The organism is Paenibacillus polymyxa (genome assembly GCF_001719045.1).
Lineage (GTDB): Bacteria > Bacillota > Bacilli > Paenibacillales > Paenibacillaceae > Paenibacillus > Paenibacillus polymyxa_B.
The window spans coordinates 5,261,140-5,285,998 of sequence record NZ_CP015423.1 but is presented as its reverse complement, the minus strand read 5'-3'; the positions used below and the strand labels follow the sequence as shown (position 1 = coordinate 5,285,998).

Annotated in this window: 20 protein-coding genes; 4 read left to right on the top strand and 16 right to left on the bottom strand. The window is 45.4% G+C overall.

All coding sequences use genetic code 11. From position 1 onward, the window contains the following. Positions 1–209: 209 nt before the first annotated feature. Both AOU00_RS27625 and AOU00_RS23910 read right to left on the bottom strand, forming a co-directional pair. On the bottom strand, positions 210–1,265 hold the full coding sequence (locus tag AOU00_RS27625) for a HAMP domain-containing sensor histidine kinase (protein WP_028541664.1): 1,056 nt from the start codon (positions 1,263–1,265) through the stop codon (positions 210–212). Between the two features lies 1 nt (position 1,266). Beyond that, the gene (locus AOU00_RS23910) at positions 1,267–1,962 is read right to left on the bottom strand and encodes a response regulator transcription factor (RefSeq protein ID WP_069291824.1); all 696 of its coding nucleotides are present in this window, start codon (positions 1,960–1,962) and stop codon (positions 1,267–1,269) included. A gap of 693 nt (positions 1,963–2,655) precedes the next feature. On the opposite strand from AOU00_RS23910, the gene AOU00_RS23905 reads away from it, so the two are divergent. Next, entirely contained in the window at positions 2,656–3,525 is an 870-nt protein-coding gene (locus AOU00_RS23905; protein ID WP_069291823.1) for an aminoglycoside 6-adenylyltransferase, read from the top strand. A gap of 104 nt (positions 3,526–3,629) precedes the next feature. Here the strand turns inward: AOU00_RS23905 and AOU00_RS23900 are convergent, their stop codons facing one another. The 12 genes from AOU00_RS23900 to AOU00_RS23845 form a co-directional block, all read right to left on the bottom strand. Then, complete coding sequence (locus AOU00_RS23900; protein ID WP_028542344.1) at positions 3,630–3,974, bottom strand: cupin domain-containing protein; 345 nt, start codon at positions 3,972–3,974, stop codon at positions 3,630–3,632. Between the two features lie 116 nt (positions 3,975–4,090). Next, positions 4,091–4,426, bottom strand: coding sequence for a YolD-like family protein (locus AOU00_RS23895; RefSeq protein ID WP_013310132.1), 336 nt, complete (start codon positions 4,424–4,426; stop codon positions 4,091–4,093). A 12-nt stretch (positions 4,427–4,438) separates the two neighbouring features. Next, positions 4,439–4,633 carry a hypothetical protein gene (locus AOU00_RS23890; RefSeq protein ID WP_013310131.1) on the bottom strand — a complete coding sequence of 65 codons (195 nt, stop codon included), beginning with the start codon at positions 4,631–4,633 and terminating at the stop codon, positions 4,439–4,441. Positions 4,634–4,737: 104 nt separating this feature from the next. Next, the gene (locus AOU00_RS23885; protein ID WP_039273324.1) at positions 4,738–5,226 is read right to left on the bottom strand and encodes a hypothetical protein; all 489 of its coding nucleotides are present in this window, start codon (positions 5,224–5,226) and stop codon (positions 4,738–4,740) included. Between the two features lie 85 nt (positions 5,227–5,311). Continuing rightward, positions 5,312–5,674, bottom strand: a complete 363-nt coding sequence (locus AOU00_RS23880; protein WP_023988407.1) for a response regulator — start codon at positions 5,672–5,674, stop codon at positions 5,312–5,314. Between the two features lie 335 nt (positions 5,675–6,009). Beyond that, complete coding sequence (locus AOU00_RS23875) at positions 6,010–7,002, bottom strand: metal ABC transporter substrate-binding protein (protein ID WP_069291822.1); 993 nt, start codon at positions 7,000–7,002, stop codon at positions 6,010–6,012. Positions 7,003–7,057: 55 nt separating this feature from the next. Continuing rightward, positions 7,058–7,906: a metal ABC transporter permease gene (locus AOU00_RS23870; RefSeq protein WP_069291821.1), complete on the bottom strand. Its 849-nt coding sequence runs from the start codon at positions 7,904–7,906 to the stop codon at positions 7,058–7,060. Beyond that, complete coding sequence (locus AOU00_RS23865; RefSeq protein ID WP_025724201.1) at positions 7,852–8,559, bottom strand: metal ABC transporter ATP-binding protein; 708 nt, start codon at positions 8,557–8,559, stop codon at positions 7,852–7,854. Before AOU00_RS23865 ends, AOU00_RS23870 begins: the two co-directional genes overlap by 55 nt. Before the next feature lie 217 nt (positions 8,560–8,776). Beyond that, a complete protein-coding gene (locus tag AOU00_RS23860; RefSeq protein ID WP_069291819.1) occupies positions 8,777–9,799 on the bottom strand; it encodes an ABC transporter substrate-binding protein in 1,023 nt (340 codons plus the stop codon). A gap of 64 nt (positions 9,800–9,863) precedes the next feature. After that, positions 9,864–10,652 (bottom strand): ABC transporter ATP-binding protein, encoded by a 789-nt coding sequence (locus AOU00_RS23855; RefSeq protein WP_069291818.1) that lies wholly within the window; start codon positions 10,650–10,652, stop codon positions 9,864–9,866. After that, the gene (locus AOU00_RS23850; RefSeq protein ID WP_069291817.1) at positions 10,649–11,773 is read right to left on the bottom strand and encodes a FecCD family ABC transporter permease; all 1,125 of its coding nucleotides are present in this window, start codon (positions 11,771–11,773) and stop codon (positions 10,649–10,651) included. The genes AOU00_RS23855 and AOU00_RS23850 overlap by 4 nt, the downstream gene beginning before the upstream one ends. Then, positions 11,770–12,762 carry a CobW family GTP-binding protein gene (locus AOU00_RS23845; protein WP_069291816.1) on the bottom strand — a complete coding sequence of 331 codons (993 nt, stop codon included), beginning with the start codon at positions 12,760–12,762 and terminating at the stop codon, positions 11,770–11,772. Before AOU00_RS23845 ends, AOU00_RS23850 begins: the two co-directional genes overlap by 4 nt. Positions 12,763–12,996: 234 nt before the next feature. Between AOU00_RS23845 and AOU00_RS23840 the strand changes: the two genes are divergently transcribed. The 3 genes from AOU00_RS23840 to AOU00_RS23830 are packed head-to-tail and all read left to right on the top strand — an operon-like array spanning position 12,997 to position 16,106. Continuing rightward, the gene (locus AOU00_RS23840) at positions 12,997–13,998 is read left to right on the top strand and encodes a permease (RefSeq protein WP_069291815.1); all 1,002 of its coding nucleotides are present in this window, start codon (positions 12,997–12,999) and stop codon (positions 13,996–13,998) included. Positions 13,999–14,006: 8 nt separating this feature from the next. Then, positions 14,007–14,984, top strand: coding sequence for a TIGR03943 family putative permease subunit (locus AOU00_RS23835; RefSeq protein WP_069291814.1), 978 nt, complete (start codon positions 14,007–14,009; stop codon positions 14,982–14,984). Positions 14,985–15,002: 18 nt separating this feature from the next. Further along, positions 15,003–16,106, top strand: a complete 1,104-nt coding sequence (locus tag AOU00_RS23830) for a CobW family GTP-binding protein (RefSeq protein ID WP_069291813.1) — start codon at positions 15,003–15,005, stop codon at positions 16,104–16,106. Positions 16,107–16,335: 229 nt separating this feature from the next. Here the strand turns inward: AOU00_RS23830 and AOU00_RS23825 are convergent, their stop codons facing one another. Together AOU00_RS23825 and AOU00_RS23820 are read right to left on the bottom strand one after the other, a co-directional pair. Continuing rightward, positions 16,336–20,907: an S-layer homology domain-containing protein gene (locus AOU00_RS23825; protein ID WP_069291812.1), complete on the bottom strand. Its 4,572-nt coding sequence runs from the start codon at positions 20,905–20,907 to the stop codon at positions 16,336–16,338. Between the two features lie 26 nt (positions 20,908–20,933). Continuing rightward, entirely contained in the window at positions 20,934–24,698 is a 3,765-nt protein-coding gene (locus AOU00_RS23820; RefSeq protein WP_069291811.1) for an S-layer homology domain-containing protein, read from the bottom strand. Between the last annotated feature and the right edge of the window lie 161 nt (positions 24,699–24,859).

Here is a 24,859-nt window from a genome sequence, read left to right as displayed (position 1 = left end):
CTTTTCCAGTTCTAGTGATTGTAGTTTTTTTACTACAAGTAATTTTTACAACACAAAGATAAAGCTTCTTTAAAAGAAAAATAAATGTTTATAAAGAGAATATAAAAAACTATAAACCGCTGAAAAAACAAAAAAGGCTGCTGCCTGGGTGTTCACACCTGGCAGCAGCCTTTAACTCCTGTAGTAAAAGAAAATGTGCAAAAATAAAATCAGTGTTGTGCGGCCAAGGGAAGGCTGAATCTTATCCCCAAACCGCCATATTCGGAAGGGTAGGCGCAAATTTCGCCCCTATGATGTTCAATAATGGATTTACAGCTTGCAAGACCTAGACCCAGCCCGCCCTTTTGGATTTGCCGCGATTTATCCACAGTGAAAAATTTGAGGAACAGAGAAGATATATCCTTATCCGGCACTCCAATTCCATTATCTTCGATTTGAAAAAAGGCATACTGTCCTAGCGGGTATCCTGTCATATACACTTTCAGTTTATTTTTCCCTCCATATCTTACAGCATTGCTAAAGAGGTTGCCGAAAACCCGACGTATCATCGGTTCATTGACCATCAGCAATATATTTTCCGTGAATGAATGGCGGCAAGTAAGCTCGTTGTCAAGTCCCGCCAACTCATACTCATATTCAAGGGCAATGTTTTCAAATAATTTTGAAGCTTTTACAGGTTTAGCTACCATAGATTCCAACTCCAGTTTTTCTTTGGTGAAACTGGAGAAATCATTGATGAGTTCGACCATATATCCTGACTTCCTTTGAATCAAATCATAATATTCCTGCTTTTCAGTTTCTGGTAAATCCTTGTGTGTAGCCAGCAGTTCAGTAAAACCATTAATAGATGTCAAGGGTGTTTTCAAGTCGTGGGCAATTGCCGCGATCATATCGATCTGCTCTTTGTGCGCGAGTTGAAGCCGATGCTCCATCTTATTGAAGTGCTTATAAAGTTCTCCGATCTCATCATTACTTCTCAGAGCTAGCGGAGGCAGTGGATGTACAATATTTACTTCTTCAAGCCTGGTATTCAGAAGCTGAATGGGTTTCTCTATGCAAAAATGAATATAGATAATCAGAATAATAAATATGAAACAGGCAATTGCAAATATGGGCAGGAGCAATGCTATATATCGCGAGTCCAGCAATGAACTGCGTATAGGGGAATATACTGCAAAGACAAGCTTCAGATACATTCCAATCGAAAACATGAATATTATAAACATCAGCAGGAACAAAAGAGGAAGCTTTATTTTCAGTTTCATACTATTGCTCTCTTTCCGTGTATTTATATCCTATGCCCCATATTGTTTTAATAAAGTCATATTCAGAACCAAGTTTCTTACGGATATTTTTTATATGAACCGTTACGGTATTTATTTCTCCGTATTCGTCTCCCCAAACGTTTTCATATATCTGCTCACGAGTCAATACATGATTGGGGTGGCGCATGAGGATAGACAGAATCTGAAATTCCTTCGTTGATAAGTCGAGCTTCCTGCTATTCAGAAATGCTTCAAACGTCTTATCGTTCAAAATGAGCGGAGCATCCGCCTTTTCGTTACTGGGACTAAGTTCACCCCACTCTTTAAAAAGCCTGTCCACTTTTCTGAAGTGAGCCTTTATCCTGGAGACAAGCTCCTGAATACTGAAAGGTTTGGTCATGTAATCGTCTGCTCCTATTTCAAGCCCGACGATTTTATCAATGTCCTTATCACGCGCACTTAAAAACAGAATTGGGACATTATAAGAATTTCGGATACTTCTGCAGACATCAAGTCCATCCATATCAGGCATCACTATATCAAGAACGATGAAATCAATGTGATTTTCTTCCAATGCAGATAAGGCTTCTTTCCCGGAACATGCCGAAATTATTGCAAATTGCTCGTACTTTAAACTCTTTGTGATGAGTTTTACGATTTCTTCATCGTCGTCTACAACTAATATCGTTTTTGGCATCTTTATACCTCCCAACCTCTTAAATGGACTGCATTTATATAACACACAAGAGCCGCATGGACTCGAATTGACAAAAAAAGTCGCGCTCAAAGTGCCTCTCCAGTTCCGGATATTTCTCCTTTGGATGCCAGTTGAGGTAATAGGATTTCTTGAAGCAACATGTTGATTTCTTTTAAAAAGGCTTTATTGTCCGGACTTCCTCCCAGAAAAATGCCTTGGGGGTTGCTCAATACAGCGTTATCCCCATTATTAGATAAAAAATTCTACCCGGTATGGTGCCGCTAATGACACCTTGAATCGATATGTGATGCTTCATTATATTAAAAAGACCGAATGCCTTATAGAAATAAGATTCTGCGAGTTCATTCCTTGAATCATGTGATGAGCACACATCTGTCTGATTTGCCTCCCATAAGCCTATGAGAGTTTCGATGGTCTGTACTTGATGCCTCGCTTCATTATGGATAAAACATACAATTCGGTCAAGTGTACTTTGGGTAATGAAGAAGGCCTCGGCAGCACAGTTGAATGGCTTCCATGGATAGGCTATTGTAAGGATAGGATACTTTTCCCAGATAAAAGAACTTACAGAAGGTCGTTTTTCTTGATGATCCTTGAACTGGTGGCCCTTATTTCTACTGCTGTCTTGTCTACGTTTTTTTCCTTTCGATACCGTTTGTGGAGACGACTATAGTGAGAAGTGAACAAGAGATGCTGCATACCATTCTCCAATTTGCTCAAGAGGACGAACGGGTACGTGCTGTGATTATGAACGGTTCACGCGCTAATCCACATGCTCTACGAGATATTTTTCAGGATTATGACATCGTCTTTCTCGTATCTTCCATGGACAGCTTTATTCAGGAACGTGGCTGGATTCACCACTTTGGAGAATTGATCATTATGCAGACGCCCGATGAGCATATGGAACCTACCCCGATGCCCCATGATCGCTTTGCTTTTCTTATGTTATTTACGGATGGCAATCGCATAGATCTTACCCTCTGCCCTGTGGCTAACATCGCCAATTGGCCCCGAGACAGCTTAAGTGTACTGCTCTTGGATAAAGACGGACTGGTAAAGCCTTTTCCACCGCCAAATCTTCAAGATTATGAGACAGTCCCTCCAACCGCCCAAACCTATGCAGATTCCTGTAATGAGTTCTGGTGGGTCAGTACTTATGTGGCTAAAGGGTTATGGCGACAGGAGCTGCCCTATGCTAAATGTATGCTAGATCGGCCTGTTAGAGATGCGCTCCACTTGATGCTGGAATGGCATATTGGTATACGAACAGACTTCGCGGCAGATCCGGGTAAACAGGGAAAATATTTCAAGAACCACCTTGAGCCTGGACTTTGGACGCTCTACATCCAAACATTTGCGGATGCAGATTATGAACATATGTGGCAGTCTCTTTTGATCATGGGAAATTTATTTAGAGAAGTTGCCTTGGAAGTAGCGAACTATTATGGCTACGAATATCCGACTCTGGACGATCAACGTGTTACGAACTATCTCCATCACGTAAAAGCTCTCCCAGCAGATGCTAAGGATATTTATTGATAAAAAAAACCAGTCGGCACTTGATTTTCATGTGCTAGGCTGGTTTTATTTTTATACTCTAAGTTATTCTGTCCTATATGCTCCTTTAGGTCTGCTCCAAAATATTATTTTTCGGCCAGAACCCGGTCACCTCTGCTCGCAGGCTGAGAGATAACCAAAAATTCAACATCCTGATTCGTTTCATTAAACATTTGATGAGGCACCATAGGAGGAACCTCACACCCTTCCTGAGATCCTAATTGGATTCGTTCACCATCCACTTCAAGTACCGCTGTACCTGATAAAATAAAGAAAAATTGGCGCGCATGATGATGATAATGTCTGACCTCATGTGTATTTCCGGGCATCCGCTCATGAATAATGCTCAAATCATTATTTTTCACCAAGCGCCAACCATCACATTGATCTCCCCATATATAATGTTCCGCATTATTTTTACTAATTTTCATTATTGAACTCCTCCTTTTGCAATTACAGTTTATTTTATATATGAATTCATAGAGCTACAATCTTAATTATAAAACGGCAGGACAAATGTAAAAAAGTCCGACTTAGTCAGACTTTTTTATATATCCGCCTCGATAATTTCCTCCAACTTAATCCAGCTAAAATCCTCCTCCCCACGGGACAGCTTCACTTCTCGCCGACTTGTATTAATCACCGTGACCAATCCACGAAGCTCCTCATCATCAAACGGGTTGAACACTTTTAGCGTAATAGGCTTCCGTTCGTTATAGGATACGATGATGGCCTGTTCAATCTGCTGCATTTCCTGATCGTCCAGTGCTGGCTTGCCGCGCCTTCCTTGCTCCTTCATCAGTCTTAAATATGCCTCCCGATGCTCAGGCAAAATCATGCGCGAGCTTTCCCATATGCCATTTCCTTCAAGCTTTTTCCCCATCATAAGCCCCTCCTATGCTGTTCTGGTTACCGGATGCCATGCCAATACATGATCTAATCGAAAAACACGTGGCTGGCCTGTCTGTAGACAGGTGGCTCGTATCAAGCCATTCTGCACACGATGCACCTCGATACGCCGATGAGACAGCTTGCCCTTCCGATCCAAATACACGATTTCCACGATCTGCCCCACGTATTTTTCCAACATGATCCTTCACTCCTTATCAGAACGTTTGTTTGTATTATATGCGAACATGCGTTTGATTATCAATGTAAAAAAATCCCCTGAGGGATTTGACTCTCTCAAGGGAATTAAAATTCATAGGTGGATAGCTTAATATCTTCTTTATTCAAATCTTTCAGCGGGTAGACAGGGCCATTCCAATAAGTCAGAATATCGATCGGCTCATTAGTACCATGTTCTTTTAAAGAAAGAGATAATTCAAGTAATAAATGTGGAAGTTGATAAGAGCTTGTTAAAAACTGATATTCCTCTGGACTTTCACAATCTTCTGCCCGATAGAACACAAAGTATCCCTCGGTATGATCCCCAATGAGTACAATATAACGAGCAAGAAACATAATTTCGCCATTGGCAAAAGGAATGGAATGTGTCGAAGCAGAGATCAAATCAGTCTCTAATCCCTCAATACGAAGGGTAAGTTCATTGTTAAGAGCATCCATTCTTTCTCTTTGTTCGCTGATGAGGTGTTCATAATTTACAGGGACAAGCCCTCCATTCTTGATCGTAGCGATCAATTCGTCTATAAATACTTTTTGAGACAACACTCGATTGCTCATCCTATTCATCTCCATATTCGTGAAAATAAGCATGGAATTCTCGCTTTAACATGTTCAATATTTATGTATTAAAAATCTTGATTCATTAACTCCCCAGCATTTTTGTGACTGCATTCACGACCCTTTCCATCTCAAATGGTTTAACAATAAAGTCTTTTGCACCTGCCTGAAATGCTTTTATAATCGCTTCCTGCTGCCCCAAAGCAGAACACATCAAAATGTTGGCTTGAGGATCAAGCTCTACAATCTTTTTAACAGCCTCAAGTCCGTCCATCTTAGGCATATTAATATCCATGGTGATTAAATCGGGACGAAAGTGTGCGTATTTCAAAACAGCATCATACCCATTTTCTGCTTCCGCGATAACAGCGTGACCTAAATCCAAAAGAATATCCTTAAGCACAGAACGCATAAATAAAGAGTCATCCACTACTATAACTGTTGCCAAATTAACCTCTCCAATCCGTTGTCAAATGATATTGCACGCCCAAACTTCAATATCGGTGAATAAACTAGTAATATTAATAGAAAGAATCTGTAAAAATAAAAACGCTACCAATGAATTATAAAAGAAATTTGAAACTAGCTACTACAGCATTAGTTTTCAAAAAAACGTTTCACAATGACGTAAATAATTTATGTAGTGTGAAGATTACAAAGTACTATATATCTACTGTATCTAGAGCACTAGCCAAAAAAGTACAATCTTCTTAGACAGACATAAAAAAAGACGCTGGTATCGTTCCTCAACGTCATTTTTTGTACTATTCGTTTAAGGTCTGTTTATTCATTCAAGGCTTTTTTCAAAGCCTCCAGATTGTTTTTCATTACACCAAGGTAATCCAGGTTCTTCTGTTTGTCTTCATCTGTCAACCCTTCAAGCGGATTAAGCACATCCGTTTTCGAACCAATTTCAGTAGCTACGGTCTCAGCGACCTTCGGATCAACAAGAGTTTCAAAGAAAATCGTTTTAACATTATTTTCTTTGGCAAATTTGATAATACCCGCCAGCTTGTCCGGTGTAGGCTCTTGCTCCGGAGATAAACCGGCAATGGGTACTTGGGTTAGACCGTATTGCTTAGCCAAATAGCTAAAAGCAGCATGCTGCGTAATAAAGTCTTTACGTTTTACATCTTTCAGACCCGTTTTGAAATCGGTATCCAGTTCTTTCAGCTTAGCGATATAAGCATCGGCGTTTTTCTCATAGTCTGCTTTGTTTGCAGGATCGGCTTTTACAAGCCCTGCTTCTATAGCTTCTACTTCTTTTTGAGCCAAGACTGGATCAAGCCATACATGAGGGTCCAGCACATGATCGTGATCATGGCCTTCCTCTGCGTGTGCTTCTTCTTCCTCCTCAGCAGTCCCTTCCATCAGGTTCAACCCTTTGCTCGCTTCAACTACAACACGCTTATCGTTGGACGCGCTGCTCAAAGCCTGTTCTGCCCAACCTTCGACGATACCGTTATACACAAATACGTCAGCATCCTTAACCTGTGCCATATCTTTGGCGCTCGGTTCCCAGTCATGCGGCTCAGCACCAGCAGGAATCAACGCGGTTACGTTAGCATGGTCTCCAGCAACTTGCTTCGTGAATTCATACATTGGATAAAAAGTGGTGACTACATTCAGCTTCTTACCACTGTCTGCTGTCTGTGCCGCATTCGGCTCGGTTTGGGAAGCATTTGTAGCTGCATTATCAGATTTGGCTCCGCAGCCAGATAAAATAAGTGCTAGTCCCGCAGACAATACAAATGATTTTTTGAACCATGTATTCATATTCATTACTCCTTTATGCGTTAGATTTTTTAGTTAATTCTCACTGTAATTACACTCACTGGCCTGTCGCCTTCTTCCGCCGGGAAGCCTGTTGCTTGCCCAGCTTACGGACCAGCTTTTGAATACCAGCTCCTATAATCAGGAATAATAACAGCACCATGGCAATCGTCCCCCCTGGGGGAGTACTGAGTTCATATGATGCCGTTAAACCCATAAATACGCCGATCAATGCAGTGACCATAGATATCCAGATGGCTGCCGCGAAGCTCGGTGCAATTCGAATCGCCAGCGCTGCAGGGAGCACGATGAGTGAGGAGACAAGCAGCACACCGACAATCGGCATTGCAGCAGCTACAATCATCCCTGTTAAAATACTAAATGCAAATGAAATGGACTTGACAGGAAGACCATTGGTCTTCGCCGTTTCTTCATCAAAGGTAATCTGATACAAAGGACGCCGGAATACAAAAAAGAAAATACCTCCGATCACAGCCACTACAATCATCAACATCAGCTCTGTCTGATTGACCGCTACGACCGAGCCGAACAAATAAGCGGAAAACCCTTTGTTGATGCTCTGATTCAGATTCATTAAAATAACGGCCGTCGAGAGGCCACCTACCATAATAATAGCCACAGATATCTCACTATATGTTTTATAAGACCTGCGGACGTATTCAACGATAATCGCGCCGATTACGGCAACAACAAATCCGGTTATCGTCGGGTTAATGCCTAAATAGGCACCCGCTGCTACCCCTGCCAGCGATACATGCGATAGCATGTCCGCCATGAGAGCCTGACGCCGCAGCATCAGGTATACTCCAAGCACCGAGGCCAGCAGTGCAATTACCCCACCGGCACAAAATGCCCGCTGCATGAAGTCGTAGTGCAGCATTTCCATCCGCCATCTTCCTTCCTTTCAAGCTCAATAATTCGATCCAGATAATGTTGTACTTCCGATAGTCCATGGGTCACCATGACCACAGTTCTTCCATATTCCTTAACCTGCTGATTCATCAGATCGTAGAAATGATGGCGGCTTTCCTGATCCATGCCGGTCGTGGGCTCATCCAAAATGAGCAAATCTGATTCCTGAGCGAGCGCTCTCGCCACACAAATGCGTTGCTTCTGTCCACCGGACAATTCGCCGATTTTACGGTGACGCAAATCCCACATGCCTACCTGACGCAGCGCCTGCTCAGTCAGATCATGATCCTCAGACCGCATACGGCGTAACCAAGAGCCATGAGTATATCTTCCTGAACGGACAAATTCCAAAATCGTACTTGGAAATCCGCCATTGAAGGCAGCAATTTGTTGGGATACAAAGCCGACAACGAGCTTTTTGCCTTCACCTGTACGGTTAGACATAAACACCTTGCCCTTCCAAGGCTGAAGCAAGCCGAGCAATAGTTTGAGCATGGTTGATTTGGAAGCACCATTCGGTCCGGTAATAGCCACAAATTCTCCCGAAAAAATTTCAACATTGGCATCCACCAAGTTAGGAACATCTCCGTAGCCAAATGTGACCTGTTCCAATGAGGCCAATAACATGACGCAAACCTCCTTTTCCTTTAAAAAGCCTGGAGCCATCTGAGCGATCATCATTTGCGCAGATTCTCCAGGTCGTTTATGATCATTAAACCATCTACCGTAATTATTACGATTTGGTAATAAAAAAATAAGCGTTTGATAAACGTAACCTTTACGCATTAGCAAGTTTAACAGTTTAGGCAAGGTTCGTCAATGTTTTGGCAACTCTTTTGTTTGTTTACTTCATTTTGTCCGGGTACAAGCCTGCAGCCAAGGTTTTCAGTGCAATCGGTGCACGTACACCTTCAGCCGCCGCGGATAATGGCAGGACTATAAACCGTTTGTTTTTGATCGCTTCCACACCAGCCAGCGCAGGCTTGCTCAGGAGCAACTTCTCTTTATCAGCCAGTGAAGTATCACCATAGTCGAGAATGACGATCACATCAGGGTTACGGTTCACAACCTCTTCCCAGCTTACTTCGGTGAAACTTTTGTCAATATCATCAAAAATATTTTTCGCCTTCACACTTTCAATTAAAGACGTTAGATAATTGTTGGCAGCCGTAAAGGGCTTGTCTTCTCCGCTGTCATAAACAAACACCTTGGGTGCTTGCTCAACAGTACCAATTTGAGTCTGAATGGACTTCACTTGTTCACGAATGTCATTTACCAGCTTTTCTGCACGCTCCTCAACCCTGAAAATACGCCCAATATTTAGTATATCCTGATATACATCTTCTAATATGGGACCCGGCTTGTTTGAGGACTCCTGTACATAGGTCAGCACCCCTTGTTTGGCTAGCTCCTCACGGGAACCCAGATTTTTATCATTAAAGGCACTCTTCCAACCTGCATAGGCAAAATCCGGTGCAGCGGTCATAAACACCTCTTTGGACGGATATTGTTCGGCCAGTACCGGGATTTTGTCATATTGAGTCTTATATTTCGGTAAAATCTGATCATCCAAATACGCAGTTCCTACCATAGAGGATTCCAGTCCAAGAGCCAGCATAACCTCAGTCGCGTGCTGGTTCAGTGTAACCGCGCGTTTGGGCGCCTCGGGAAATGCCATTTTAACGCCCATGTTCTCAAGCTCTACCGAAGTCTTATTGGTTGCCGATTGCGATGCAGCAGGTTGCTGCCCGTTTGCCAATGGATCGCTTGTTTGAGCCGTGTTTCCTGCTGCGCAGGCTGATAACAACAGCAACATCGCCAAAGCGAGCATAACCAGCGGTAACGCGGGCTTTCCATATTTTTTCAAATGTACCGTCTCCTCTTTTATTTGTAGTTTATCTTACCTCATCATATCACCTTTTCTGTTAGCGTCATGGATAGCCTCCTCTCCTGAGAGAATCCGGTAAAAAGGTAATATTCGGCTTCCCGGTTTTTGGATGAATACAGATTTCTGTCTCCACCCCGAATACACTCCACAGCAGGTCTGGCTGAAGCACATCCTCCGTTATGCCGGAGGCTACCACTTTGCCTTCTTTTAATACATACATTCGATCACAATAAAATGCAGCCAAATTCAAATCATGTAGTGCAGCTAGCGTAGTTATCCGAAGTGTTTTGACCAAATCCAGAATTTGCAGCTGATACCGGATGTCCAGATGATTTGTTGGCTCATCCAAAACAAGAAATTTCGCCTGTCCGGCCAAAGCTCTGGCGATTAATACCCGTTGCTTTTCTCCGCCAGACAAGGTGGCAAAGCCCTGATCCGCCTGAGCATTCATGCCTACCCGCTCCAGCGCCTGCTCGACCAATTCATGATCGGCAACAGTATCTGCTTCCAGCAGTTTCTTATGCGGATGGCGACCCATCAGGACGATGCCCCGTACTGAAAAATCAAACGTTTGCGGCGCATCCTGACTCACCACTGCCATTTGTCGGGCCGTTTCTTTATACTTCATCCGCAGCATATCTTGCCCATCCAACGTAACCAAACCACTGTCAGGCTTTAGCACACGATACATATTTTTGAGCAACGTCGATTTCCCGCTGCCATTCGGACCAATCAATCCGACTAGCTCCCCTGCTTTTACCTGGAGACAGATGCCGTCGATCAGCCGTTTGTCGTGAATACTGAAGGTCACGCTTTCAACTTCTATATTCATTTTTCGCCTCCAAACGAGTAGGAACTACGACGCAGAAGCCACACAAAAAAGGGGCCTCCGCACACAGCCGTTACAATACCAATCGGCAGCTCCTGTGGAGCCAGCACGAGCCGGGCACATACATCAGCCCACACGACAAAAATAGCTCCCGCCAACAGACTGACGGGCAGTACACGCCGATGATCTGATCCCACTATCAGCCTAACGATGTGCGGAATCATAAGCCCGACAAAGCCAATCGAGCCACTCACTGATACGACTGCCCCGGTTAAAAGAGACGCCACAACAACCAGTAATACGCGGAACGTCTGTACGTTCACCCCTAGCGTTACTGCGGTTTCTTCACCCGTTAGCAAAGCATTCAGCGAACGGTATCGGGTCAGGAGCACAGCCGTTCCAACGGCTACAATGAGGCTTGGAATGAAAAGCGTGTCCCATTGAGCACCTGCCAAACTTCCCATCATCCAATACATCGCGTCACGAATGCCTTTTTCATTCGGGGCCATCGTAACGATAAAGCTAGTCACAGCCGACAGCATCATGGACACCGCCACTCCTGCCAGCAATAAGCGGGTCGTCGATATGCTCCCAGCCACACGGGCTAACGCGAACACCATAAGCATTGCAGCTAACGAGCCTATAAAAGCAGATAAAGGCAGCACAAGTCGTCCTAAAAATCCGAAAGCTCCGAACACAATTACCAACGTGGCTGTCACCGAAGCCCCAGACGAGACTCCTAAAATATAAGGGTCCGCTAACGAATTACGAATTAATGCCTGTATAGTCGCCCCTGTAACAGCAAGTCCTGCTCCTACGACAACACCTAGCAGCACGCGTGGAAAGCGGATTTCCCAAACGATATATTGCTCAGGCTTGGTCCATGTCACGGGTATCCACTGGTCCAGCCAGGGAAGATGAGACAGTGCAATTCGCCATATCGTCCCCGGTGCGACAGCTACAGGACCGAGCATGACTGCGAGTGTCACCGAAAGCAACAGTCCAGCAGTCAGCAGCAGAATTGTTGTAAATCCCCAAGTAGACTTGCCAGCTAGGTGTGCGCGAGAATTATGTTGTGATGGATTAGGTCTTGATGGATTAAGGTTGCTCGTTCTCGAAGTCATGAACTACTACTCAATGGCTTTTCGGCCGCTTCCAACTTTCTCAATTGTTCCTCGATCTCGGAAGCAGAGAAATTCTCACCCATGACAACCGCTACATCGTTCACTGGCTTTTGCGGGCGGATCGGAATGATTTCCAGCTCCCGATAGGCAAACTGAAACATCATCTGACCCTCTGATTCCAGAAACCGCACAATTCCTTTGGCCCGGTATATTTCAGCTGGCAAACTGCGGAACAACTGTTCAAACTCGGAGCGTGGCACAGGTTGTCCAAAGAAATGCGTGTGAACCACTACGTGGTCGTAGGAATGATAATGCTCCCCATGTTCGTGGTCATGGGCGTGATCATGGTGATCATGAGACTGATGGTCAACGTCCATACGCTCCTCTCCTTGAGTGGAGAAAAAAATACCCGCGTCCACGTCACTTCGTTGCGTGCTCACAGTCAGAGCATATGGATTTAACTCTTTTACGAGGGCCTGTACTTTCTGCAACTCGCCCGCAGCCAATAAATCGGTCTTGTTAATAACCAGTTTGGAAGCGCACCGAAGCTGATCCTGCATCAAACGAAGCGACTTGCCTCTCTCGTTCCCCGAGGCAAAATCCAGAAATTGACGCGCGTCTATGACCGTGATAACGGATTGTAATATCATAGAAGAATAGATGGAGGCGTCTGTCACTGCATCTACAATTTCCATCGGGTTAGCTACTCCAGTACATTCTACAATAATCACGTCCGGCTTATATTCTTCAGCAAGATTCATGAGCTCGACGCCCAAATCCCCGCGAATAGTACAGCATATACAACCACTGAGCATTTCCTTCATGGGTGCTTGGCCATTCACCAAACTGCCGTCCAGATTAACATCACCCAACTCATTCATCAAAATGGCTGGCTTGAGGCCCTTCTCCTTGTAGTAAGCCAGCGCATGCTGAAGAAGAGTGGTTTTACCGCTACCCAAAAAACCGGATAAAACAACTATCGGTATCATATAACCCCTCCTTGTCTTTACAACATTTAATATGGATCGTACCGTAAAAGTTTCCTTCTTGCAATCATTTATCGGATTTTAATCGTAATAATTACTAATAACAAACATAAATATATATGACCACTCTTTGAATTGTCAATATAGGAGGTGAGACAAGCACAATCCAGCGGGCATGATTGTCCCTCTACAGACATAGTATGTAGATAAGAACCCTTATTCCCAAGGAGACGTGGAATGAAAAACAGTACGCTGTTGAAGATGCTGCCTTTTATGATTCCGTTTGCCTTTCTCATCCCTGTGCTTGTCACGCTATCTCCCCAGTGGCTTCGTTTGTTAGATATGGGCCAGCTGCAACCGTTAAAAACGGTATTTATGGGTATTTTTCTGGAAGCTGTTCCGTTTCTCCTTATCGGTGTACTCGTCTCATCCCTTTTGCAGTGGCTTGTACCGGAGACATGGATTCGCAAAATAGCGCCTGCGCATCCTGTACCGGGTGTCCTGCTGGCCTCCTTACTAGGTATGCTGTTTCCCATTTGTGAATGCGGCATGATCCCTGTCGTTCGCCAATTAATGCTCAAGGGAATGCCTGCCTATATGGGTATCACTTTTATTTTAAGCGGGCCCATTATCAATCCCGTGGTACTGGCTGCGACGATGATGGCTTTCCCTTCCCATCCCGAGGTCACTGCCGTTCGAATGGGTTTGGCTTTTGCCGTCTCCACGATCATCGGGCTGATCGTGTATGCCTTTGTGCGGGTGCATCCGCTCAAACGGTCGTTGCTCTCTTTTAACCAGCAAAAGCAGAACAATCAGACTCATCGGCATAGTCGCACATGGCGGGGCTTTTTTGTACATGCTGGTGACGAGTTTTTGGACATGAGTAAATATCTCACTATCGGCGCATTATTAACAGCCTGCATTCAAACCTTCATCCCACGTGACGAGATGCTTTCGTTAAGCAACGGAACAGTCGGATCGTACGCCTTTATGATGGGTTTTGCCTACATACTGTCGCTATGTTCCACCTCCGATGCCTTTGTAGCCACTGCTTTTTCACACACCTTTACACTAGGTCCGCTGGCAGCCTTTCTTGTACTCGGTCCGATGTTAGACTTCAAAGGCACGCTCATGCTGCTCAGCACCTTCCGCACTAAATTTGTCGCCATCCTGGGCTTGCTCATTGCTTCACTCGTCCTTGTGGGTTCTATAGCTGCAGAATGGTTATTGGGGAGGTGAATACAAACGTGAATTCAACCTTTAGCATCCGCTGGCAATATGGTATGCGCTCCTTGCTCCTAATCGGATTGGCTGTGTACATTATCTCATTAAACCGTACGAATGCACTTCATTACTACCTAGCTCCCCATATGCAAAAGCTGCTCCTACTCTGTCCTGTACCACTCTTGTTCATCGCATTGGCGATGGCATGGCACGGAATCATCGGAGAGCGGGACGGTGAGGATGTATGTGATTGTGAGCATCCGTTGCCGCAAAGCTGGTTCAAAAAAACACTCGTATATGGAATGCTGCTCATCCCGCTCCTGTTCGGTTCTCTGCTGCCCAATCAGGCACTTGGTAGTGATATGGCCGCCAAAAAAGGCATGTCCTTCACGTATCCCAACCCGGATATCCGACGAAAAACAGATATACAGACCACGAAAGCATCCACCTCCTCCCTTTTATCAACTGCATCTTCTGTCCCAACTTCGCCCCCTCCAGAGGGAAAATGGAGTCAGGAAACGCTGGATAAGCTGTTCGTTCCGCCTGACAAGTACAATGTAGAATTCGCCGAGCTGGCGAAACGCCTGTATCAGCAACCTATCATACAGATCAAGCCGGAGATTTTCTCCGAAACTATTGGCGCCATTGAGTTATATAAACAAGCTTTTGAAGGAAAAAAAGTACAGGTGACTGGCTTTGTCTATAAAGACGACAACCTGCCGGGTAAAGGCCTATTTGCAGTAGGAAGATTCCTCGTCATGTGCTGTACTGCCGATGCCATGCCATTCGGGATCATCGTCCAATCCCAGAAGGCCCCGTCCTTTGACAAGGATACCTGGGTGACCATTGAAGGAACACTGCATGCCACACAAAAGGGCAACGTTCCGGTACTTGAAATTCGATCCGAAAAAATAACCGCTGTCGAGCAACCAGAATCCCCTTATGTCTATACCCAAGCAGACTCGGTAGCTACCTTTGATCGCTTGAACACAGTACACTAAACCCACCAAGGAGGGAAAATGATGAACAAAGTTCCTGTTATTTTAATCAGTGGTTTTCTTGGAAGCGGCAAAACAACACTGCTTTTACGCCTGTTAGCCCATACTCGCCAAATTCCCCTTCGTGCTGCTGTTTTAATGAACGAAATGGGTGAATATGATGTAGACAGCGCTATAATTTCAGAGGAAATGCCTGACGTAACAGTAGAAGGATTGCTAGAAGGCTGCATTTGTTGCAGCAAAAGAAATGAGCTGGCAGGGGCTCTGCATACCCTGCTCAACCAGAAGCCAGACCTGATCTTCATGGAAACCACCGGGGTAGCCAACCCCGAACAAGTACTGGAGGAGCTTCGCTCCCCTCTACTGACAGATCGGCTTTATCTGGTTCACAGCATCAGTGTTGTGGATGCTGAGCTGTTCCATGAATACAATAGCCGCTTTACGGCTGATAAAGAACTGGTTCGCACCCTGCACGGACAACTGCGCACCGCAGACTTTATTGTGGTGAACAAGACGGATGCAGCAAGTAGCCGTGAAGTGACGAAGGTCGTCAAGAGCATCCGCAAGCTCAACGATACGGCCAAGCTGCAAACTACTGAATATAGCCGGATTGACCTTGAACCACTACTAGAGCCTGTTCTGGCCTCCGCATCCGTTGCCGCAAAACCTGTACAGACACTTCAACCAGCACCTGCACAAGTCCAGTCCACCGATGCAGGTGTACCGTCCGTTTCCATTCCCGTCAAAAGTATCGGAAGCACCAGTAGTCTCTCCAGAAGTACGGCTTTCAAAGTTATTGCGGCACACAGTCATAACCACGATCCTAAGCAGCCTCATTCGTTCTCCCGTCTGGAGAGCCTAACGTTGCATCAATATTCTCCTCAGCCACTCGAAAAACAACGATTGGAAAACCTTTTGACCGGGTTAGGTTCCTCGTTGCTTCGTGCGAAAGGTTACTGCGTGCTTCCTCAGGAAGGTACAATGCTTTTGCAATTTTCAGGAAATCACTTGGAGTGGCAGCCTACTGCACTTCCTGTGAGCCAGGGATATGTCACACTCATTGGAGAACAGCTTGACAAAGCCTCCATTACCGATCAATGGGAACAGTGCTTCGTGTCGCTATAATCGACATATTCGGCTCGTAATGATGAAAATTCCCTTTGGTATGGTATGTACCTTATAGGATGCCATGTTGAAAGATTGGGAATAAAAAAAGCTGTCGAGAATGTCTCGACAGCTTGAGTACCACTATGCAGAGTTATACATTAATTGCTTGGCGACATCCTACTCTCCCGGGACCCTTCGCCCCAAGTACCATCAGCGCTGGAGGGCTTCCCGTTAATTCAACAAAATGTTATGGAGTATGATGACTAAAATATTGAAGCGTTCCGGTTGGATAAGAGTTCCACTCTCCTGGAAGATTATAAGAGGAGGAACCGGACTTAATCCCCGATTTTCGGATAATAGTCCCATTATTCGGCATAAATTGCGTTTTTCCGTTAGGATCACCTAAGACGTCGATCGTTACGCCGTTCTTTTTCAGGACATAGCCTGTCGTTACATTGGTATTCGTTTCTAGTAACATCAATTCATCATTATAGTATGTCGCAGGAACAATGTCGAAAAAGTCATAAAAGATGGAATCGATATATATATAAGGCATGCCTTTCCAAAACGAATTAATAGGCTGGCTCCACACCTTGGGAGTATTTGTAGCTAAATTGTATTGATGAATCTCAAGTGAGTATCCTGCATTTTCTATAGGTTTAGAAGTATCTCCTACCGGATTATAAAACAGCTCAATAGCAGTACGGGTTTTATCCAAAGATAGATACTGGGAAAAATATAGATCCTCCGGTCCTTGAGGATTTGAGGTCACTTGGAATACAGCGGCAGATCCGTTCGCCCCGATTACCCAGAAGTATTGAAAAATATCCCCGTTCCATGTCCAAACCGTCCCATTAAGAGGGATTGGCCCAGTAAAGGTGGAATCTGCCGTACCCGAATAGATTTTAAATGAAGTTTCACCCGGGAACACTGTTGACATGTCATAAGTAATCGGATCTTTGACCCCTTGCTTGGTTCGGATTTGAACAATTCCATTCGTCGCCAGAGGAGCATTCGTTACCTGAAAATTATAGGTGGCTGTTCCGCCATGCCCGTCATTCGCAGTAATCGTTACCTTGGTACTTCCTGTCTGATTACCCGGAGTAAGAGTCAACGTTGATCCGTTAACCTCTGCATTTACCATACCGGTTGATTCAACAGTAGAAGTAAACGTCAGGGCATCCCCGTCAGCATCACTGAACAATTGAGATAGGTCGTAGCTTCTTGCATTCGTAACTCCTACAGTCAACACTTGTTCATAAATGGTCGCATCTACTTGAGGCGGCTGATTAGAAGATGGGTTAGACGAACCGGATGATTGGACACTGACTTGGAAGGTGCTTGAAGTTTCCCCTCCACGGCCATCCATAACCTTGATTTCTATGATTGTCGTCCCTGCACTTAGTGCCTGAATTTCCAATTGAGCTCCAGTGATTTCCGCCGAAGCAACGGACGGATCAGAAGAGGTTGCCTTAAAGGTCAACGTATCCCCATCAGGATCAGTAAAAACGGAACCTAAATTGAGTGAGTAGACCGCACCACCTACAGTAAGCGACTGGTCGGCAGGTTTAGTTTCTACTGGATACTGATTCTGTGGAGGTCCAGCCGTGACGGTGGTTTTGAAAGTTTCGATCACTTTCCCTCCCCAGCTATCTGTTGCTTTGATCGATACCGATGTACTACCGATCGTTAACGGTGTAAGAGTAAGCATATCTCCATAAACGGCAGCCGTCACAACAGTCGGGTCAGAAATGCTATGAACATCGTAAGTTAAAACATCGCTATCAGGACTGGAAAAGAAATCATTTAAGGACAATTGAATATCGCCTGTATTTATTTCTTTCATCTGATCCAGAATCCCTGTGGAAATCGGGGATTCATTGACGGTAACATCAAAATCAGTAGTGACCTCGCCCCCGCGGCCATCTTTTGCTTTAAGCTGAATCGTTGCTGTTCCTGAGGAAACTGCATGGACCGTGGCTATGTATCCGTTAACGGATACAACAGCAACTGACGAATCCGAAGATTCTGCCAAAACGTCCACAGGGTCGCCATCGGGATCGTGGAATACCAAAGATAAATCCAGGATATAATCCGCATCGCCTAGATTCAGTGTCTGATTAACCGGCTTCTGATCTATAACCGGATTTTGGTTAGATACAGCAGTTACTTCCATTTGAAACGACTGGCTTGTGCTACCTCCATGGCCATCAGATGCCTTAACAGATACTGATGTGCTACCAATTTTTAACGGTGTAATAGTAAGCGTGTCCCCATTTAGCACTGCAGTCGCAACCGAAGAATCGGAAATATCAATGCTGTATGACAATGAATCCTTCTCATGGTCGGTAAAGAAGTCGTTTAAAGATAATTGAATGTCGTCTGAATTGATTTGTTTCGTCTGATCTGGAATTCGCAAGGATACCGGAGGTTCATTAACGGTAATATCAAAATCGGTCTTAACCTCGCCTCCAAGGCCATTTGTCGCTTTTAGCTGTATGTTTGCTGTTCCTGAGGAAACCGCATGAACTGTGGCCTGGTTTCCATTAACGGAGACCGTCGCAATGGATAGATCCGAGGATTCTGCCGAGATGGTTAGCGGATTGCTGTCCGAATCAAGGAACACCGGAGATAAATCCAGGATGTAGTCCGCATCGCCCACAGTGAGCGTTTGGTTGCCCGGCTTCTGATTTACAACCGGATTTTGATTAGGTACTGCAGTTACAACCAATTGAAACGACTGGCTTGCGCTGCCTCCCCGACCATCGGATGCCTTGACGGTAACTTGGGCATGTCCTACAGCTGCCGGAGTTAATACCAATTGATCACCCGTCAGGGTAAAGGTAGCAATGGAAGGATCATCGATCGCAACCTCATAAGTCATAGGATCATTTTCAGAATCCGTAAAAAACGATCCTAAAGATAAGGTTACGTCGTCGCTCCCCAACTGTTCGTTTTGATTGGGGATACTCAATGAAACAGGAGATTCATTGACACGGACCTTGAAATTCGTTCCCGCTTTTTTCCCGGCCTGGTCATCTGCGGCGATCGTAATGGTCGCAGTCCCTTTGCCAACAGCCTTGATAAACAGGTTTGTTCCCTCTACTCGGACTGTACTGATTTTTGTACTAGACGACACTGCCGTATATTTGAGCTCGGACTGCTCCTCGTCCGTAAAATGTCCAAGTAAGTCAATCTGAAGTTCAGAATCGCCCACCGTTACGGCTTGATCGTCATATTTGGTCACTAACTTCGGTGCTGTATTGGTCACAACCGTAGAACGCGAGCTACCAGAAGAAGTTGTAGTGACTCCAGTGACTCCTGATACCGTCGAAGAAGACACACCTACTGCAAATGAAGTATTCGTGACTTGGCTGGAGGAGCTTACACTAATATTTGCTGCAGAGTTATTTACTTGTAAATTTGAAATAGTTCCAGCTACCTCCAGACTGACCGGAGAGGAACTGTTCACAGCCAATGTATTAATGGAGGCCTGGCCTGTCAGAGCTACGGGCTGGTCACTGTTGACCGACAATTGCTTAATAATCCCCTGCAACTCTACTTGCTTGGCACCGGTAAGAACATTCAACTGCTGTATCGTTGAGGATGAATCATTTTCAATCGTTGCATTGGAAATCAACGACATTTGATCCACCGTCGAATTTCCTTGAATGACTACGTGGACATCCTGTTTGGATACCTCGACATCCTGCAGCTCAGATGTGTTAAACAATACGGTGTTCTGGTCACCGCCCTGAATATATGTTTTTCCTTGTACCGTAAATTTAGAGGCATACAAATCATGTTCAAGGCTTGACGTAACTGTAAAACTATTTTTGACATTCAAATTCATAACCGAAATGTAATCACCGTCAATAGTTAAATTTCCGTCAATCGAGGAGTTATGACCATCTAATACAAGATTGCCGCTGAATTCGGAAGCTTGCCCTATCGGAGCTTGCCCGCTCGCATGGATGACCAGTTTGGTGATCGATTCAATGGTCCGCTGTGATGCTACAAATTGAATATCTGCTCCTTTGAGAATCTCTTGGTTAGAGGTTTGCAGGATTCCTTTAACTGAATCCGAGAGTTTATATTCAATCCCGTTAATCCAGGCCTTTCCATCCTCTACTTTTTGGAGTTGGACTACATGGTCCTTAGGGAAAAAGGTAGACATCATATACTGGGCTATATCTTGGCGCTGAACGGACGATTTAGGTTTGAAACCGGACTGATCCGTCTTCATGGAGCCCGACTGTAAAGCCGTATTAACGTAAGGCCGTGCCCACGGACTGACCCGATTCCAATCAGTAAGTTTAGCAGACTCCGTGGCGTCAGCTGTAATAGGAAGCCCGGCGGCCCGCATAAGCAGAACCGCAGCCTCCTCTCTGGTAACTGCCGCTTTGGGCCTGAATTTGGAGCCGTCGTCTCCATTCATGAGTCCTGCACGATGTACAGCCTCAATATAGGGACTCGACCAACTTTTCGGTTCTACATCCGAGAAACTGCTGCTTGCTGCTTTAGAAATAGAGAGTTGCAGAGCTTGAGTTAATAGAACCGCCATTTCTTGACGGGTCAACAAATCCGTTGGCCGATAGGATCCAGATGGGTCACCATGCAGAAGTCCAGCTTCAATGGCTCGCAGGATGTTTGTCTTTTGCTCTGAATCAATATTATTGATGTCTTTAAAAGGCAGACTGGCCAGAGCTGCTCCGTTTGATGCACCGCTGGCAGCAGATGCAATCGTCTGCAAAGCCGTTGGAGCAACAAGTGCAGCCAAAGCTAATGTAATCAGCCATTTATTAGGTTTAGAACTCATGATGTTCCCTCTATTCTTTTTATTCATTATGGTGCCTCACTACTAAAGATGCCGATATTATCCGTATAATCGGTTCCTTCATCAAACCATTCACTTGCCTCGTAGTCTGCATTTCCATGGGTAACATCGGATTGTCTAGCTAAAGTGGTATGAGGTTGAAACACTGCCGTATCAATCAACTGATTATCGTAATAAAGCGATAAAGTAACAGGTGCTGAATCATCGTTATAAAATCCCATGTCTGTGAAGTAATCTACATGCGCATCACCAAAATACATGGTATCTCCTATCACGAAAGTAGCTCCATCTGGAATAAAAGCACCAGCGTCTTGACTTATTTCGATCGAATTTCCACTATCACTGCGTTCAATTCTAATTTTTGAAGCATCCAATTCCTCAGAACCCGCATTATAAAGCTCAATAATCTGCATCATAGAGTCGCTCTGCCCCCATGCCAACTCAGAGAAGAAAAGTCCCTTCTTTTCTCCAGCAGTGACTTGGAAGATCGTTTGAACGGTTCCCCCCTTCCCATCATCTGCGGTAACTGTGACTGTAGCACTTCCCACTGCAAGCGGAGTAATACTCAGTTGGTCGCCTGTAACGGAAACCGTTGCTACGCTAGGGTCCGATGAATCAGCGGAATACGTCAGTAAGTCCAAATCTTCATCTGCAAAAGTTGAAGCAAGTCCAATATTTGTGTCCACAGCACCTGCTTCTGTAGAAACATCATTAATCGTGCTTTGAACAACAGGAGCGTGATTAGCAGCAGGTGGAGGAGTCACCGTTAGAGTGAAATTCGTATCCACTGTACCCCCGTTTCCGTCATCTGCTGTAACCGTGATCGTGGCTGTTCCGGCGTTCACTGGTGTAATTTTCAGGTCGCTTCCGTTTACCGCTGCTGTTGCCACGCCCGTATCTGTCGAGGTTGCGGTGTATGTCAGTGCGTCGCTGTCTTCATCTGCAAACACACTCGCAAGGCTCACCGTCTTAACTCCATCCGCGGCTCCTGTTGTCACATTGCTGATCGACGTTTCCACCGTCGGCGCATGGTTCACGGCTTCTGGAATAACCGGTGTGATCGTCACGTTGAACTGCGTATCCATCGTGCCGCCCTTGCCGTCATCTGCCGTTACCGTAATCGTGACTGTACCCGCGTTCACTGGCGTAATTTTCAGATCGCTTCCGTTTACCGCTGCTGTTGCCACGCCCGTATCTGTCGAGGTTGTCGTGTATGTCAGCGCGTCGCTGTCTTCATCTGCAAACACACTCGCAAGGCTCACCGTCTTAACTCCATCCGCGGCTCCTGTCGTCACATTGCTGATCGACGTTTCCACCGTCGGCGCATGGTTCACGGCTTCTGGAATAACCGGTGTGATCGTCACGTTGAACTGCGTATCCATCGTGCCGCCCTTGCCGTCATCTGCCGTTACCGTAATCGTGACTGTACCCGCGTTCACTGGCGTAATTTTCAGATCGTTTCCGTTTACCGCTGCTGTTGCCACGCCCGTATCCGTCGAGGTTGCCGTGTACATCAGCGCGTCGCTGTCTTCATCTGCAAACACACTCGCAAGGCTCACCATCTTAACTCCATCCGCGACCCCTGTCGTTACATTGCTGATCGACGTCTCCACCGTCGGCGCATGGTTCACGGCTTCTGGAATAACCGGTGTGATCGTCACGTTGAACTGCGTATCCACCGTGCCGCCCTTGCCGTCATCTGCCGTTACCGTAATCGTGATCGTACCCGCGTTCACTGGTGTAATTTTCAGGTCGCTTCCGTTTACCGCTGCTGTTGCCACGCCCGTATCTGTCGAGATTGCCGTGTATGTCAGTGCGTCGCTGTCTTCATCTGCAAACACACCTGCAAAGCTCACCGTCTTAACTCCATCCGCGGCTCCTGTCGTCACATTGCTGATCGACGTGTCCACCGTCGGCGCATGGTTCACGGCTTCCGGGATCACCGGCGTGATCGTCACGTTGAACTGGCTGTTTATGGTCCCGCCTTTGCCGTCGTTCGCCGTAACCGTGATCGTGACCGTACCCGCGTTCACTGGCGTAATTTTCAGATCGCTTCCGCTTACCGCTACTGTTGCCACGCCCGTATCCGTCGAGGTTGCGGTATATGTCAGTGCGTCGCTGTCTTCATCTGCAAACACACTCGCAAGGCTCACCGTCTTAACTCCGTCCGCAGCTCCTGTCGTCACATTGCTGATCGACGTTTCCACCGTCGGCGCATGGTTCACGGCTTCTGGGATCACCGGCGTGATCGTCACGTTAAACTGGTCGTTTATGGTCCCGCCCTTGCCGTCGTTCGCCGTAACCGTGATCGTAACTGTTCCGGCGTTCACCGGCGTGAGAGTCAACTGACTTCCATTCACTGATACCGTCGCTACGTTTGTGGCTGAAGTTTCTGCTGTGTAGGTCAGAGTGTCTCCATCAGCATCGGTAAAACTATTTGCCAGATTAATCTTTTTAGGCTCATCTGCTGTACTTAACGTAATATCAGTAAACCTGGTAGTAACGCCTGGCGCATGGTTAGTCACTGATTTTGTTGAAGTTCCACCTCCGGAGGAAAATGTCACGCTGCTGGACGTAACTGTAGTCGGTTCTTGAACCGTTCCGTCAGCGGACTGAATTTGTCCAATCTGCTTTTGTACTTCGCTGTAATTTTGGATAACTTGTGAAACGGATGCATCTTTAGGCAGCTGAATCATTTCAACTTTAAAATTCGGGTTCAATGTCACTTTAGCGTTTGCGTTGGCAACTTGAAGCTCCCCGATTGTTCCGGTTCCTTTAATAGAAATACCATTGCCGGAATTCACATTAAGATGGTTTACGTTTCCATTCAGCTGGATATTAGAAACACCGTCATTAAGCTCGATTACTCCTTTGATATCCCCTTTAATCTGAACACCATCACCTAAAATTCGAAGCAGGCTGCTTTCCGGTAGACCATTGGTGTTTAACACAACATCTTTTTGCACGATTTGTAATTGTTGCAGCCCGTCCACATTACGATTGCGTGAATTAAACTTTAATTTAGCTCCTTTTAACGCATCTTTATTGGAGTTTCCGATTAACTCTTTCAAATTTCCCTCTATTAAATAGGGAACATTATCGATCGTTACAATGTCTCCATCAATGCTATTGATCGTAGCTGTTTGCTCTTGAGTTTTGAAAATATCCAGCAGGAAAGGAGCAATATCCTCCCTTTTTACTTCACCCGTGGGATTGAGCTTGCTGTCATGAATGTCAATTAAACCCAGACGAAGTGCTGTATCTACCGATCCAGCCGCCCATTGGCTTACCAAGGACTGATCTTTGGGTAAAATGCTTGATCCGCCCTCTGCATTAACCCCTCCGACTGCACGAACAAACACAGCTGCCAGCTCTTCACGTGTAACAGGATCGTTCGGACGGAAGTTTCCTAATCCATCCCCAGATAGAAACCCGGCTTTTTGTGCGGCTTCTATATATGGGGCAGCAAATTGTTTACTTTGCACATCTTTAAAAGTAGAAGAACTCGAAATAGGGTCCAATTTTAAAGCTCTGACCAATAATACTGCGAGTTCCTGACGAGTTAATGTTGCTGCAGGGCGAAAAGTTCCATGAGGATCCCCCGATAAAAGCCCTTGGCGTACAGCTTCTTGGATGGCCGCCATTTTATCACTCGTCACATAGGATGTATCTGAAAACAAATTATTGGTAGGCGTTGCAGCGTAAGCAGAAGTACCAAACGCCGCCTGAAGAGCAACAAGAGCGGCTGCCCACTTAAGTGAATAAACTTTCAATGGTTCTACCTCCTAATTTACTTTTGAGTAAAACGACCCTATTCGATCTTCGAAATGTTTCTACATAATTCAAAGATAATAAAGCTTATTCACTGTATTTACCGATAAAAATGTGTTTATATTAATCTTTTATTCATATATTTGTCGAAAATAAGTGATTT